Origin of the sequence: Paenarthrobacter sp. NPDC092416, from assembly GCF_044755025.1 — a bacterium.
Lineage (GTDB): Bacteria > Actinomycetota > Actinomycetes > Actinomycetales > Micrococcaceae > Arthrobacter.
Genome location: NZ_JBIVQG010000026.1, coordinates 1 through 14,197 on the forward strand (window position 1 = coordinate 1; position 14,197 = coordinate 14,197).

The 14,197-nt window shown below is 63.9% G+C and carries 13 protein-coding genes; 10 read left to right on the forward strand and 3 right to left on the reverse strand.

Annotation, left to right across the window (positions count from 1 at the left end):
* Positions 1-438 precede the first annotated feature (438 nt).
* From ACIQC5_RS23895 to xerD, 9 genes are all read left to right on the forward strand, one after another.
* The gene (locus tag ACIQC5_RS23895) at positions 439-2,358 is read left to right on the forward strand and encodes a hypothetical protein (RefSeq protein ID WP_400287663.1); all 1,920 of its coding nucleotides are present in this window, start codon (positions 439-441) and stop codon (positions 2,356-2,358) included.
* Positions 2,351-3,337 carry an HAD-IIA family hydrolase gene (locus ACIQC5_RS23900; protein ID WP_400287665.1) on the forward strand — a complete coding sequence of 329 codons (987 nt, stop codon included), beginning with the start codon at positions 2,351-2,353 and terminating at the stop codon, positions 3,335-3,337. The genes ACIQC5_RS23895 and ACIQC5_RS23900 overlap by 8 nt, the downstream gene beginning before the upstream one ends.
* 9 nt (positions 3,338-3,346) lie before the next feature.
* On the forward strand, positions 3,347-3,595 hold the full coding sequence (locus ACIQC5_RS23905; RefSeq protein WP_400287666.1) for a hypothetical protein: 249 nt from the start codon (positions 3,347-3,349) through the stop codon (positions 3,593-3,595).
* Positions 3,596-3,598: 3 nt separating this feature from the next.
* Complete coding sequence (locus ACIQC5_RS23910; RefSeq protein ID WP_400287667.1) at positions 3,599-4,411, forward strand: TlyA family RNA methyltransferase; 813 nt, start codon at positions 3,599-3,601, stop codon at positions 4,409-4,411.
* A 13-nt stretch (positions 4,412-4,424) separates the two neighbouring features.
* A complete protein-coding gene (locus ACIQC5_RS23915) occupies positions 4,425-5,465 on the forward strand; it encodes an NAD kinase (RefSeq protein WP_400287669.1) in 1,041 nt (346 codons plus the stop codon).
* A 3-nt stretch (positions 5,466-5,468) separates the two neighbouring features.
* Positions 5,469-7,208 (forward strand): DNA repair protein RecN, encoded by a 1,740-nt coding sequence (gene recN / locus ACIQC5_RS23920; protein ID WP_400287671.1) that lies wholly within the window; start codon positions 5,469-5,471, stop codon positions 7,206-7,208.
* A 144-nt stretch (positions 7,209-7,352) separates the two neighbouring features.
* Complete coding sequence (locus ACIQC5_RS23925; protein ID WP_400287673.1) at positions 7,353-9,098, forward strand: CTP synthase; 1,746 nt, start codon at positions 7,353-7,355, stop codon at positions 9,096-9,098.
* Positions 9,099-9,125: 27 nt separating this feature from the next.
* On the forward strand, positions 9,126-9,788 hold the full coding sequence (locus ACIQC5_RS23930) for an NUDIX domain-containing protein (RefSeq protein WP_400287675.1): 663 nt from the start codon (positions 9,126-9,128) through the stop codon (positions 9,786-9,788).
* Between the two features lie 2 nt (positions 9,789-9,790).
* Positions 9,791-10,753, forward strand: a complete 963-nt coding sequence (xerD, locus tag ACIQC5_RS23935; protein ID WP_400287677.1) for a site-specific tyrosine recombinase XerD — start codon at positions 9,791-9,793, stop codon at positions 10,751-10,753.
* Positions 10,754-10,768: 15 nt separating this feature from the next.
* Here the strand turns inward: xerD and ACIQC5_RS23940 are convergent, their stop codons facing one another.
* Positions 10,769-11,449 (reverse strand): hypothetical protein, encoded by a 681-nt coding sequence (locus ACIQC5_RS23940; protein WP_400287678.1) that lies wholly within the window; start codon positions 11,447-11,449, stop codon positions 10,769-10,771.
* A 56-nt stretch (positions 11,450-11,505) separates the two neighbouring features.
* Here ACIQC5_RS23940 and ACIQC5_RS23945 point away from each other — a divergent pair, with 56 nt between their 5' ends.
* The gene (locus ACIQC5_RS23945) at positions 11,506-12,000 is read left to right on the forward strand and encodes an 8-oxo-dGTP diphosphatase (protein ID WP_400287680.1); all 495 of its coding nucleotides are present in this window, start codon (positions 11,506-11,508) and stop codon (positions 11,998-12,000) included.
* 85 nt (positions 12,001-12,085) lie between these two features.
* Here ACIQC5_RS23945 and ACIQC5_RS23950 read toward each other — a convergent pair whose 3' ends face one another.
* Both ACIQC5_RS23950 and prpB read right to left on the reverse strand, forming a co-directional pair.
* Positions 12,086-13,225, reverse strand: coding sequence for a bifunctional 2-methylcitrate synthase/citrate synthase (locus tag ACIQC5_RS23950; protein WP_400287682.1), 1,140 nt, complete (start codon positions 13,223-13,225; stop codon positions 12,086-12,088).
* Positions 13,226-13,300: 75 nt separating this feature from the next.
* The coding region (prpB, locus tag ACIQC5_RS23955; RefSeq protein ID WP_400287684.1) for a methylisocitrate lyase at positions 13,301-14,197 on the reverse strand (897 nt) is incomplete at its 5' end.

The window sequence follows — 14,197 nt, forward strand, 5'->3', positions numbered from 1 at the left end:
CCGGGAGGGTGTGGGAGAGTAGGACACCGCCGGACAACCATTCGGTCGAGACCCCCCAACCACACGGTTGGGGGGTCTCCCACATTAACCACCAACACACCAAGCCCCGGCCCACCACCGGGGCCCCCGCATTTAACCACCAAACCCCCAATGGGACATGTACTGTCCCTTCCTTGGGAAACCCACACCAGAAGCGAACTACCCCCTCACCATTGATGGTGGTGACTGAATGGTGGGGAGGGGCTTGGGGTTTGTGAGACTTCCCACGGGAGCCCCCGATAGGTAGCTTGGCGTTCGGTGGCTGAGGGCCGTGTCGCCTAGAATTGCATGAGAACTAACGAGCCGAACCTGATGGGTGTCGGCGGCGTGACAACGAAATAAGGGTTATGAGCGACTACGCACGCGCCAGTGGTCGGCTCGCAACAGGAGGAATCCACCATGGCTGAGCACAACGGCGGCAATCGCGACGGCAATCGCGGCAACTTCGGCGGGAGCCGTGGAGACCGCGGCTCTTTCCGTCCCAACAACAACTCCGGTGGCGATCCCCGTGGTTTCCGTTCCAGGGAGAACCGGGACGGCAATGAGTCTGGGCGTCCGTTCAGTGGTGACCGCGATCGTAAGCCTTTCGGTGACCGCGGAGATCGTCCTGCCCGCGATGGAGAGCGCCGCTCGTTCGGTGCTGACCGTGGTGAGCGCAAGCCCTTCGGTGATCGTCCTGCCCGTGACGGCGAACGTCGTCCGTTCAGTGGCGATCGTGACCGTAAGCCTTTCGGTGACCGCGGTGATCGTCCTGCCCGCGATGGAGAGCGCCGCTCGTTCGGTGCTGACCGTGGTGAGCGCAAACCGTTCGGTGATCGTCCTGCCCGTGACGGTGAGCGTCGTTCCTTCGGTGGTGACCGTGACCGGAAGCCTTTCGGCGAGCGTGGAGACCGTCCCGAGCGCGGCGGTGAGCGTCGTTCGTTCGGTGCTGACCGTGGTGAGCGCAAGCCCTTCGGTGATCGTCCTGCCCGTGACGGTGAACGCCGCTCGTTCGGTGGCGATCGTGATCGCAAGCCTTTCGGTGACCGCGGAGACCGTCCTGCCCGCGATGGAGAGCGCCGCTCGTTCGGTGGAGACCGTGACCGTAAGCCCTTTGGCGACCGTCCTGAGCGTGGTCCGCGGAACTTTGACCGTCCTGCCCGCGATGGTGACGAGCGTCGTTCCTTCGGTGGAGACCGTGACCGTAAGCCCTTTGGCGACCGTGGAGACCGTCCCGAGCGCAGCGGTGAGCGCCGTTCCTTCGGTGGCGACCGCGACCGTGGCAACTCATGGGAAGAGCGTCCGGCCCGCGTTCCGAACGCCAAGGACATCCGCAGTTCCAACCGTCCTGACCGCGAACGTTCTCCCGAGATCGATGAGGATGTCACAGGTAAGGAGCTCGACCGCGCCACCGGGCATCAGATCAAGACGCTCGAAGAGCAAAGTGCCGGCTGGGTTGCGAAGCACCTTGTCATGGCCGGCCGCCTGATCGACATCGAGCCCGAGCTGGCATTCCAGCACGCTCTGGCAGCCAGCCGCCGCGGTGGCCGCCTCTCGGCCGTCCGCGAGGCTGTCGGCCTGACAGCATATGCTGCTGGCCACTACGGTGAAGCCCTGCGCGAATTCCGTACTTACCGTCGTATCAGCGGATCCAACGTGCACCTGCCCGTGATGGCCGACTGCGAGCGTGGGCTTGGCCGCCCCGACCGCGCATTGGACATGGTGCGTTCTCCAGAGGCCCAGGATCTTGATGCTCCCGGCAAGGTAGAGCTGGCAATCGTCGCCTCAGGCGCGCGTGCCGATCTCAACCAGCTGGATGCCGCCGTCACCGAGTTGGAGATCCCGCAGTTGGACATCAACCGGGCGTTCTCCTACAGCCCGCGCTTGTTCCGTGCCTACGCCGAAGCGCTGACGGCCAACGGTCGTGCCGAAGAGGCCACCAAGTGGGAACGCCAGGCTGTCGTCGCCGAGAACGCCCTGGGCGTCGGCGAGTTTGCGGAGCCGGAGATCCTCGACCTCGGCTACGACGAGGCTGAAGAAGCCGCGGCCCGTAAGCCGCGCTTTGAGAAGCGTACCCAGGACTCCGACGTCGAGCAGCCAGCTGGCGAGGCCGTAATCGCCGAGGCTGCGGCGGCCGACGTCGACCACGATGACGCTGAACTGGACGACGCCGAGTCGGACTACTTTGAGTCCGATGATGCCGAGTCTGACCGCGACTCCGTCGAAGACGAAGACGACGAGCACGAAGACGACGACAGCAATGACGACCACCACGAAGAGTCCGTCGTAGTTGCCGAAGAAGGCACCGAGGACGAGGGCAGCGATTCCCAGCATGGCTGATTCCCTGATTTCATCGTTCGATGCTGTCCTGTCCGACCTCGATGGCGTGGTGTACGCAGGACCCCACGCCATCCCCGGCGCAGTGGAAGCGCTGCAACGCCTGGAAATGGTCGGCGTCGGCCTGGGCTACGTAACGAACAACGCTTCGCGTACGCCCGCGCAGGTTGCGGCCCATTTGCGCGAGCTCGGCGCTCCTGCTGAAGACCACCAAGTGGTGAGCTCCTCGCAGGCGGCCGGTGAGTTGTTGGCGTCGATGCTTCCGGCTGGCGCGCATGTCCTCATTACGGGCAGCGCGGCTTTGGCCCACGAGATTGAACTGGTGGGTCTGAAACCCGTTCACAGTGCTGCGGAAGCTCCTGTGGCCGTGGTCCAGGGCTTCAATCCCGAGATCGGTTGGAAGGATCTGGCTGAGGCTTCCTACGTGATTGCCGGGGGAGCCATGTGGTTTGCCACCAACACGGATATGTCCATTCCGCAGGCCCGCGGTATGGCACCCGGCAACGGTACCCTCGTCGCTGCCGTGGCGGCTGCCACCGGCAAAACGCCGCTGGTCGCCGGGAAGCCGGAGGCTCCGTTGTTCCATGCGGCAGCCAAGCGACTCAACGCGGATCGCCCCCTCGTGGTGGGAGACCGTTTGGACACGGATATCCTCGGCGGCAACCGGGCAGGATTCGCAACCGCCGCGGTCCTCACGGGCGTGGACACGAAACAGACCATCCTTTCAGCGCGCACGGACGAACGTCCGGACTACCTGTTGGCAGATCTGGGTGACCTCTACACGGTGTATCCCGAGGTTGTCAGTGACGCCGGGACGTTCCGGTGTGGTGCTGCCTCCGCAGCTGCCGAGGACGGCACGGTTACTGTGACCGGTTCTGAAACCGACCTTGATGCCTGGCGCGCTGCCTGCGCGGCGTGGTGGTCTGCCGTTCCTGATGCTGCGGTGGCAACGGACCCGCAGCTTGAATGGCGCACTCACTAGAGAGATGCGATGACTGAGCCGAACAATCTTCGCGCAGCTGGCGCTAAAGCGGAGGGCCTTGACGTCCAGTGGCCTGAACCTGCCGGTGAAACTGGCGATGCCCTCGTGGACCGGGCCCTCGGCCTGCTTGACGGTGTCCAGGACGCGCCGGTTTCGGGCCATGGCGACGTCTACTCCGATATTCACGATTCGCTCCTTGAGGCTCTCGACGCGGAGCCGGGACTGCCGCCTGCGGCGCGACCGGAAGGCGACAGCTAGCGTATGGCGCGACTCGATCAGGAACTCGTGGCCCGTGGGCTCGCGAGGTCCAGGACCCATGCTGCCAAGCTCATCAGCGACGGCAAGGTCAGTTCGGGCGGGGTCGTCCTCGCCAAGGCGGCTCTTCAGGTGGATGCCGGCGCAGATCTCGACGTCGAATCCCACTTGGAGGACATCTACGTCAGCCGCGCCGGGCATAAGTTGGCCGGCGCGCTGAAGGCGTTTCCCGACGTCGTGGTTTCCGGGAGGCGCTGTCTCGACGCCGGTGCCTCCACGGGCGGGTTCACTGACGTGCTGCTTCGGGAAGGCGCCGCGCGCGTGGTGGCGGTCGACGTCGGGCATGGCCAGCTGGTGCCGCACCTTCGGGAAGATCCGCGGGTTGAAGTTCACGAAGGCCTCAATGTTAGGTACATGACGCCGGAGCAAGTAGGCGGACTGTCGCAACTGACCGTGGCGGATTTGTCGTTCATTTCGCTGACTCTGGTCCTGGATCCGCTGGCGAAAGCGACGGAGCCTGGCGGTGACCTGGTCCTCATGGTCAAGCCTCAGTTCGAGGTCGGCAAGGAGCGGCTGAGCCGTACGGGCGTGGTTTCGTCGGAGAACGAACGACGTCGGGCGGTCGCCCAAGTGGCGCGCTCGGCGGTGGATGCGGGGCTGGAATTGCTGGGGTTGGCCGCCAGCCCTTTGCCGGGCCAAGACGGAAATGTTGAGTACTTCCTGTGGATGAAGCGCAGGATGTCCGCTGCGTTGCCTAAGATCGAAGAGCGGGACGAGGACGTTGCTGCGTTGATGAAGAAACTCTGGCCGAACAACTAGGAAGCAGAATCCGATGAGCAGGCGTGTACTTGTCCTTGCCCACACTGGGCGGGAGGAATCGCTCCGCGCAGCTTGGGATGCCTGTACGCAACTGCACGCCTCTGGCCTGGTTCCCGTCCTGCAGAAATCCGAGTTGGCGGACGTCGAGCGGTATTTCGGTGCCCTTGACACTCCCATTGAGATCCTCCACGACCACGTCAGCCTTGAGGACGTGGAACTGGTCATGGTGCTGGGCGGGGATGGAACCATCCTCCGGGCGGCCGAACTGGTGCGCGACGTCGATGTACCTCTGCTCGGCGTCAACCTTGGCCATGTAGGCTTCCTGGCTGAAAGCGAGCGGGCAGACCTCGCACAGACGGTCGAGTGGATCGCCAGCCGCCAGTACACGGTGGAAGAACGGATGACCATCGACGTCCAGGTCTGGATCAAGGGCCAGAAGATTTGGCACACGTGGGCTCTGAACGAGGCCGCGATCGAGAAAGCCAACCGCGAACGCATGCTGGAAGTGGTCACCGAGGTGGACGAACGTCCACTGACCTCGTTCGGCTGTGACGGCGTGGTCCTGGCAACGCCTACGGGCTCCACTGCTTACGCTTTCTCGTCGGGCGGACCGGTGGTGTGGCCCGAGGTTGAAGCGCTGGTCATAGTACCCATCAGTGCCCACGCCTTGTTCGCAAAGCCATTGGTCGTGTCCCCGCGCTCCAAGCTGGCCGTTGAAATCATGAACCGTACGGATGCGCTGGGCGTCCTGTGGTGCGATGGCCGGCGCTCCGTGGACCTGCCGCCGGGTGCCCGCGTCGAAGTGACGCGCTCCACCACGCCCGTGCGCCTCGCCCGTACGCATAAGACCCCCTTCTCTGCCCGACTCGTCCGCAAGTTCGAACTCCCCATCCACGGCTGGCGCGGACCCGCACCACGGACCGGCGAGGTCCATACGGGTCCCATCCCCGTTATCAGGACACCTGCACCGGCGCCACTGCCCAGTCCGCGGGACACTGTCAGCCCCCAGGACATTGGGCAGGGTGAGCCAACCGATCCCACGAATGCGAAGTGAAACATGCTTGAAGAACTCCGAATCCGTGACCTTGGCGTCATCACGGACGCCGCACTTCCGCTAGGACCCGGTCTTAGCGTCGTCACTGGCGAAACCGGCGCCGGCAAGACCATGGTGGTGACCGCCGTCGGACTCCTCCTCGGCGCGCGTTCGGACGCCGGCGCCGTCCGCAGCGGTGCCAAGTCCGCTTCCGCGGAGGCAGTGCTGAAGCTGGACCCACGCCACAGCGCTGTGGAACGGGCCAGGGAGGCGGGCGGCGAGGCAGAAGAGTTCGACGGCGTTGCTGAGCTGCTGCTGGCCCGAACCGTGGGTGCGGACGGACGCAGTCGTGCTTTCGTCGGCGGGCGCGCAGCACCCGTTGGCGTCCTCGCTGAGCTAGGCGAGAGCCTGGTGGTGGTGCATGGCCAGTCGGACCAGATCCGTTTGAAGGGGGCTGCCGCCCAGCGACATGCCCTGGACAGGTTTGCGGGTGCGCCGCTGGCCAAGATCCTGGGGGAGTACCAGGACCTGTACAACCACTGGAAGTCCATCCAGGCGGAACTCGAGACCTTGCGCAGTGAAGCCCGTGAGCGTCTTCGCGAGGCGGAGTCTCTGGATGTTGCCCTCAAAGAAATCGACGAGGTGGATCCTCAACCGGGGGAGGACGAGACCCTCAAAGCCGAGGCCGTGAAGCTTGCCAATGTTGAGGAACTTCGCCTCGCTGCTGCAGCCGCGCATGAATCGCTCATTGCGGAGGAATTCGGCGATGCCGGAGATGCGACATCCATGGTGGACGCTGCCAAGCGAACGCTCGAGCATGTGGCCGAACACGACGACGAACTCCGCTCTGCCGCGGCCCGTCTCGCGGAGGTCGGTTTCCTCCTCAACGACATCGCCGCTGAGCTTTCCAGCTACCAAGCAGCCTTGGACACTGAAGGTCCGGAGCGGCTCTCGGAGATTGAGGAACGACGCGCCGCGCTGGCTAAGCTGATCCGAAAGTATGCCCCGAGCATCGATGAAGTCCTTGAGTGGGCGGCTACCGCACGGACGCGGTTGGACGAACTGCAGGATGATTCAACCCGCATCGAATCCTTGGACGCCGAGGTGGCGTCCGCCGAAGCGACGCTGCTGAAGCACGCCGCGGCCATCAGCAAAGCCCGCCAGAAGGCCGCCAAGGACCTCTCGGCGCGTGTCAGCGCCGAGCTGACGGCCCTGGCCATGGCTGATGCCACGCTCGTTATCGAGGTTGAGGCAAGCGGCCCCTTGGGTCCGTGGGGCTCCGATGAGATCGCCTTCCTCCTCCAGCCCCATTCCGGGGCGCCGGCCAGGCCTCTGGGCAAGGGCGCCTCGGGCGGTGAACTTTCCAGGGTCATGCTCGCCATCGAGGTCGTCCTGGCTGCCGTGGATCCGGTGCCGACGTTCGTGTTCGACGAAGTCGACGCCGGCGTGGGTGGCCGTGCCGCCGTTGAAATCGGTCGACGTCTGGCCATGCTTGCCCGGCACGTCCAGGTCCTGGTGGTGACGCACCTGCCGCAGGTCGCCGCGTTCGCAGATCAGCACATCCGCGTGACCAAGACGTCCGTTCGGGGTGCTGATGGGAAGACGTCCACGGGCTTCACCTCGAGCGACGTTCAACTGCTGGACGAAGACGAGCGGGTCAAAGAGCTTGCCCGCATGCTGGCAGGTCAGGAAGATTCCGAGTCCGCCCGGGCCCACGCCCAGGAACTCCTGGACGATGCCAAACTACTGCCCCAGCGGGCCTAGACCCAGGTTGCAGCGGGTGGAACAGGACTGGGACCACAATCACATTCGGGGACTCGGTCCCGCCCGGCTATTGATCCCGACCCCTGTCCTAGGCAACTATTGACCATTTGGGGAATCCGACAGGACGCTTGGAAGGCGTAATTGATGATAAGCTCGAATTCCGTGGTGCAGCGATCAAATTCCCGTGTAAATTCCCGGTTCCCGGGCTCGTCCAAGACGACCAAACACATCTTCGTCACTGGCGGTGTGGCGTCCTCGCTCGGTAAGGGACTGACGGCTTCCAGCCTCGGCCACTTGCTGCGGGCACGCGGTTTGTCTGTAACTATGCAGAAGCTCGATCCCTATCTGAATGTGGATCCGGGCACGATGAACCCCTTCCAGCACGGCGAAGTCTTCGTGACTGATGATGGCGCCGAAACGGACCTCGACATCGGACACTACGAGCGCTTCCTCGACGAAAACCTTGAGGGTTCGGCCAACGTCACAACCGGCCAGATCTACTCCACGGTCATCGCCAAGGAACGTCGCGGCGAATACCTCGGCGACACCGTCCAGGTCATTCCGCACATCACGGATGAGATCAAGCGACGCATGCGCCTCCCGGCCGAGGGCAAGAACGCTCCCGACGTCATCATCACCGAAATCGGTGGCACTGTTGGCGACATCGAATCCCAGCCGTTCCTCGAATCGGCCCGCCAGGTCCGCCAGGATGTCGGCCGCAACAACGTGTTCTTTCTGCACGTATCCTTGGTCCCTTACATTGGACCTTCCCAGGAACTGAAGACCAAGCCCACCCAGCACTCCGTTGCTGCCCTGCGCTCCATCGGCATCCAGCCCGAGGCAATCGTGATCCGTTCGGACCGCGAAGTGCCGGAGGCCATGCGCGAGAAGATTGGCCGCATGTGCGACGTCGACATCGACGCCGTGGTGAATGCCGCTGACGCACCGAGCATCTACGACATCCCCAAGACGCTGCACTCGCAGGGCCTGGACTCCTACATCGTTCGCGCACTGGACCTGCCGTTCAAGGACGTTGACTGGAGCAAGTGGGACAAGCTGCTTGAAGCGGTCCACAACCCCAAGCACGAGGTCGAGATCGCCCTGGTGGGTAAGTACATCGACCTTCCGGACGCTTACCTCTCGGTCACCGAGGCCCTCCGCGCCGGTGGGTTCGCCAACGAGGCCAAGGTCAAGATCCGCTGGGTCCCCTCTGACGAGTGCGAGACCCTTGCTGGCGCGACAAAGTCCCTGGCCGGCGTCGACGCCATTTGCGTGCCGGGCGGCTTCGGCATTCGTGGCCTCGAAGGCAAGCTGGGCGCCCTGAAGTTTGCCCGCGAAACCAAGCTTCCAGTCCTGGGCCTCTGCCTTGGACTGCAGTGCATGGTGATCGAATACGCACGCAACGTGGTTGGCCTGGAAGGCGCTTCCTCCAGCGAGTTCGAGCCCGATTCCAAGTACCCGGTCATCGCCACCATGGAAGAGCAGCTGGACATCGTTGACGGCAAGGGCGACCTGGGCGGCACTATGCGTCTGGGACTCTACGAAGCCAAGTTGGACGAAGGCTCCGTTGTTGCCGAGACGTACGGCACCACCAGCGTCAGCGAACGCCACCGGCACCGCTACGAGGTCAACAACAAGTACCGTGACCAGATCGCTGCAGAGGGCCTGGTGTTCTCCGGAACCTCGCCTGACGGCAAGCTGGTTGAGTACGTTGAACTGCCCCGCGAAGTCCACCCGTACTACGTTGCGACGCAAGCACACCCTGAACTGAGCTCCCGGCCCACCCGCCCGCACCCGCTCTTCGCCGGCCTTGTCAAGGCTGCTTTGGAGCGTCGTGAAGGCGGAGCAGCAGGAGCCAAGCAGGCCGCCGGCGCGGTAGCTGCCAAGTAACAGCAAGCACTAACGAAGGACGGCGCGATGCCCGGTATTTCTGAAACCCCCAGCACGTCGAGGCAGGTTTCGGATATGCCGAGCCCGCGCCGTCTTTTGTCTACCAACAAGGTTTACGAAGGCCGCATTTGGGACGTCGTGAGCGACTCGTTCCAGCTCAGTGAGGACACGGCCACTCTGGTCCGCGACTACATCGACCACCCCGGCGCAGTAGCTGTGCTGCCCATGAATGTGGATGGCGAGATTTTGCTGCTCAAGCAATACCGGCACCCGGTGGGCATGGATCTGTGGGAAATCCCCGCCGGATTGCTGGACATCGAAGGCGAAGACTTCGTGGTGGGGGCCGCCCGCGAACTTGCCGAGGAAGCGGACATCACCGCCGCGACCTGGAACGTGCTCGCGGACTTCTTCAACTCCCCGGGCTCCTCAAGTGAGGCGATCCGGATCTACCTGGCCCGCGGGCTCAACGACGTGCCGGAAGCCGAACGCCATGTCCGTACGGATGAAGAGGCAGAGATCGAATTCCATTGGGTCCCGCTTGAGGATGCCGTTCGGGCGGTCCTGGAAGGACGGCTGCACAACCCTTCGGCCGTCGTCGGAATTCTTGCCGCGGCCGCTGCGAAGGCGGACGGATTCATGAGCCTTCGTCCGGCAGATGCGCCCTGGCCGGCGCACCCGAGCCAGCGCTGACCATGCCGGAGGCTTCCGCCACCCGGACCCTGAACGGCGTTGACCGCGCTGTCACCGACTACCTCCAGCATGTGGGTGTCGAGCGCGGCCTGGCGGCCAACACGCTCTCTGCGTATCGCAGGGATTTGGCCCGTTATTCAAATTTCCTGGCGGTACAAGGCGTTGAGCGGCCAGGCGACATAACCCGCCATCATGTCACTGCCTTTGTTCAGGCTCTCTCAGACGGTTCCGACGGCGCGGCTGCTTTGGGCGTGCGTTCGGCAGCGCGCACTGTGGTTGCCGTCCGCGGACTTCACAAGTTTTGGGCGTTGGAGGGAACCACGACGGCGGACCCCGCCAGCGATGTCCACCCACCGATGCCCGGCAAACGGCTCCCGAAAGCCATCAGTGTTGATGAAGTAACACGCATTCTGGAGGCCGCAGGGACTGACACCGCCACGGGACTTAGGGACCGCGCCCTCTTGGAATTTCTCTATTCCACTGGCGCGCGCATCAGCGAAGCAGTGGGTCTGGACGTAGACGACGTATCCCTGGACGACACTGGCAGCGATCCCGCCATCGTCAGGCTCTTCGGCAAAGGTTCCAAAGAGCGGCTGGTGCCGTTGGGCTCCTACGGTGCACGCGCCGTCGGAGCCTATGTTGTCCGGGGCAGGCCGCTCTTGGCCGCCAAAGGCAAGGGCACTCCGGCGTTGTTCCTGAACGCCCGCGGAGGCAGGATCAGCAGGCAGAGCGCGTGGACCATACTTAAGGTGGCTGCGGAGAAGGCCAACATCACCAAGGACGTTTCCCCGCACACCCTGCGGCACTCTTTTGCCACACACCTGCTGGAGGGCGGAGCGGACGTCCGGGTGGTCCAGGAACTGTTGGGCCACGCTTCGGTGACCACCACGCAGGTTTACACGCTGGTCACTGCTGACACTCTTCGCGAAGTTTACGCAGCCGCGCATCCAAGAGCACTGGGCTGAATCGGCAACGCCGACTTAGTCGAGCACGCTCAGGGTCAGCTCCACGGCGCCGATGAACAACGCCAGCAGGGAAGTCCCCAGTCCGCCTACCAGCAGGAGGCCAGGGTGGGCGAGGCCCACCACCACGCGCTTCAGCCGGGGCCGTCCGCGGAGGAACTTTTTGGGTACCTTGGTCTGCGTCGGTACCTGTCGCCAGCCGCGGAGGCGTCGAAGGAACCATGCACAGCGCACAATGAAGGCCATCCAAAGGACAGAGAGCACCAGAGGGACCGAGGCCAGCATGACGTTGAAGCCCAGGGCGGTGACTTCTTTTTCGGAGTCGCCAATCACCGACTGGACGGTGGTGGAGATCGAGGCGCTCATCACCACGGAGGCCGCCCAGACCAAGAATGCCGCAACCAACGCCACGAACCTCACAAAGAAGTGGCCCAACACCGTCGCGTCCACGGCCTTGAGATGGCTGCGTGGGGTGGCATGAAGCACGGCCAGCGTGGATGTCAGTGTTGGCAGTGCGGCCAGCAGTACCAGCAGGTACCACGTCCATCCCGCGAGGTCCACCACCTCGTCCAGGACAATCAGGCCGGCCCACACAGCAACCCAGGCCCAGCCGGCGTAAAGGGGATGCGCCACCAGCCACCGCGGAAGCCACGCGTCCCGGTCCGCCGCAGCATGCGTTTCACCCCCACCTTCGCTCATGGGCTCACTGTAGCAATGGCGGCAGCGGCAGGGGAGATCGGGTTAAGGTAGGCAGCATGACAGCAGCCCATGTGACTTTGTGCTTCCTACTCCGCGAAGACGCGGACGGGGAATACGTCCTGCTCGGTACCAAAAAGACTGGCTTTGGCCGTGGCAAGGTGGTGGGCGTTGGGGGCCATGTTGAGCCTGGGGAGACTGCGCTCCAGGCAGCTTGCCGTGAGGTGGACGAGGAAATCCACGTCATCGTTGAGCCGCAGGATCTGGTCCCGGCGGGTACGGTCGATTTCGTCTTCCCTGCAAAACCGGACTGGAACATGGCCACCACGGTCTTCCTGACGCGTATCTGGAAAGGGGAACCGTCGGAAAGCGACGAGATCGCGCCGGAGTGGTTCCGGGTTGCGCAGCTCCCTGTGGAACGCATGTGGGCCGACGCCGAACATTGGCTCCCTGCCATGATCTCGGGGCAGCGCATTGCTGTCCGCGTTGCCCTTGCCGCTGACAACGAGAGCGTGGCGGACGTCCAAACCATCGATTGGGTAGCAGCGGATTAGCGGTTGTTGCACAGCGCACGACGGCGGGCCGGTCACCGAAAGGTGACCGGCCCGCCGTCGTGCGAGCTGCTGTTGGGCGGAAGCGTTAGGGCACGTGCCGCTCTTCCGGACCGTTGTATTCGCTCAGCGGTCGGATGAGTGAATTCGATGCCAGTTGTTCCATGATGTGCGCGGTCCAGCCGGTGATGCGGCTGGCCACGAACAATGGCGTGAAGGTCTGGGTGTCGAAACCCATCAGGTGGTAGGTGGGCCCGGCGGGGTAGTCGAGGTTGGGTTTGATGGCTTTTGCCTCGTCCATGGCCTGTTCGAGTCCGTTGTAGAGGCCCAGGAGTTCGGGTCGTCCGTAGTGGGCGATCATCTTGTCCAGGGCCGCTTTCATGGTGGGCACGCGGGAGTCGCCGTGTTTGTATACGCGGTGTCCGAAGCCCATGACCTTCTTTTTCTGGGCCAGGGCGTCTTCCATCCAGGCTCGGGCCCGGGCGGCGGCTTCCTCGAGGGATTCTTCGGGACGGATGCCGATCTCGTCGAAGGTATGCATCACAGCTTCGTTGGCCCCGCCGTGGAGGGGCCCTTTGAGGGCGCCGATGGCGGCGGTGACGGCGGAGTGCAGGTCCGAGAGGGTGGAGGTGACCACGCGGGCGGTGAAGGTGGAGGCGTTGAAGGAGTGTTCTGCGTACAGGATCATCGAGACGTTGAAGGCCTCGACTACCTCGTCCACGGGCTCTTCGCCGAAGGTCATCCAGAGGAAGTTCGCGGAGTAGCCGAGGTCGTCGCGGGGTTCCACCACTCCGTGGCCGTGGCGGCGGCGCTGGTCGTAGGCCACCACAGCGGGCATGGCGGCCCAGAGGTCGATGGCCTTCTTCATGTTCGCTTCCGGTGAGGAATCCTCAGCAAGTGGGTGCCGGGCCCCCAGCACCGAAGCCGCGGTGCGGCAAACATCCATGGGATGTGCGGTAGTGGGCAGCGTGTCAACAACTGACTTCACCACCGGGTCAAGGGCGCGGCCGGCTTTTTCGCGGGCGGTGAATTCCGCCAGCTGGGCGTCGTCCGGCAGTTCGCCGTTCCACAATAGGTACGCGACCTGTTCAAAGCTGCACCTGGCGGCGAGTTCCTGGACGGGGTACCCGCGGTAGAGCAGCGAGTTGGTGTCCGGGTTGACCTTCGAGACGGCGGTGTAGTCCACCACGACGCCGGCAAGGCCTTTTTTGATGTCTTCAGCAGCCATGCTGAACTCCTTCGTTCTTTGGGCAGGCGAGCCGGTTGCCCGGATTGCCTGCTTTCCCCTTGGTGTAGCCGGGACCTAGCGGATGCCAGGAACCTGGAAGTTGAAAACGCCGGTATCGAACTGGTTGTATGCCTCGTAGTCGACGAGTTCGTAGAGGCGCGATCGGGTGAGCATGTTCGCCACCTCGGCCTCCTGTGTCCCCGCAGCCTTGATCGATTCCAGCGTACGCTCTGCTGCGCCCATGGCAATGCGGAGGAGGGTGACGGGGTAGATGACCATGTTTACGCCGACGTTCTGGAGTTGCTCGGTGGTGAAGAGGTCGCTTTTGCCGAATTCGGTCATGTTGGCCAGGATGGGCACGTCTACTGCGTTGCGGATGGCCTGGAATTCGTCCAGGGTGGCCATGGCTTCGGGGAAGATCGCGTCCGCGCCTGCATCGACCAAAGCGCGGGCGCGGTCTTGCGCGGCGTGGATTCCGTCGGTGGCGCGGATGTCTGTGCGGGCCATGATGAGGAAGTTCGGGTCGCGTCGGGCGTCTGCTGCGGCGCGGATGCGTTTGGTGGCGGTGTCGAGGTCGACGACGTTTTTGCCGTCGAGGTGTCCGCAGCGTTTGGGGTTGTATTGGTCCTCGATGTGGCAGCCGGCCAGGCCGGCGTTTTCGAGTTCCTGGATGGTGCGGGCGACGTTCATGGGTTCGCCGAAGCCGGTGTCCGCGTCCACGAGGGAGGGCAGGTCGGTCATGCGGGCGATCTGCCCGGCGCGGGTGGCGACTTCGGTGAGGGTGGTCAGGCCGATGTCCGGGAGGCCGAGGTCGTTGGCGAGGACGGCGCCGGAGATGTAGACACCGGCGAAGCCTTTTTCTTCGATGAGCCGGGCGGAGAGCGGGTTGAACGCGCCCGGGAACTGCGCGATGGTCCCAGAGTTCAGGAGTTCGCGGAGTTTCAGGCGTTTCTGTTCGGGAGTGACTTTGGA

Bases quoted from the DNA above. Each gene is read 5' to 3' on its own strand.
- ACIQC5_RS23895 (WP_400287663.1), top strand. From the start codon at position 439: ATGGCTGAGCACAACGGCGGCAATCGCGACGGCAATCGCGGCAACTTC.
- ACIQC5_RS23900 (WP_400287665.1), top strand. From the start codon at position 2,351: ATGGCTGATTCCCTGATTTCATCGTTCGATGCTGTCCTGTCCGACCTC.
- ACIQC5_RS23905 (WP_400287666.1), top strand. From the start codon at position 3,347: ATGACTGAGCCGAACAATCTTCGCGCAGCTGGCGCTAAAGCGGAGGGC.
- ACIQC5_RS23910 (WP_400287667.1), top strand. From the start codon at position 3,599: ATGGCGCGACTCGATCAGGAACTCGTGGCCCGTGGGCTCGCGAGGTCC.
- ACIQC5_RS23915 (WP_400287669.1), top strand. From the start codon at position 4,425: ATGAGCAGGCGTGTACTTGTCCTTGCCCACACTGGGCGGGAGGAATCG.
- recN (WP_400287671.1), top strand. From the start codon at position 5,469: ATGCTTGAAGAACTCCGAATCCGTGACCTTGGCGTCATCACGGACGCC.
- ACIQC5_RS23925 (WP_400287673.1), top strand. From the start codon at position 7,353: ATGATAAGCTCGAATTCCGTGGTGCAGCGATCAAATTCCCGTGTAAAT.
- ACIQC5_RS23930 (WP_400287675.1), top strand. From the start codon at position 9,126: ATGCCCGGTATTTCTGAAACCCCCAGCACGTCGAGGCAGGTTTCGGAT.
- xerD (WP_400287677.1), top strand. From the start codon at position 9,791: ATGCCGGAGGCTTCCGCCACCCGGACCCTGAACGGCGTTGACCGCGCT.
- ACIQC5_RS23940 (WP_400287678.1), bottom strand. From the start codon at position 11,449: ATGAGCGAAGGTGGGGGTGAAACGCATGCTGCGGCGGACCGGGACGCG.
- ACIQC5_RS23945 (WP_400287680.1), top strand. From the start codon at position 11,506: ATGACAGCAGCCCATGTGACTTTGTGCTTCCTACTCCGCGAAGACGCG.
- ACIQC5_RS23950 (WP_400287682.1), bottom strand. From the start codon at position 13,225: ATGGCTGCTGAAGACATCAAAAAAGGCCTTGCCGGCGTCGTGGTGGAC.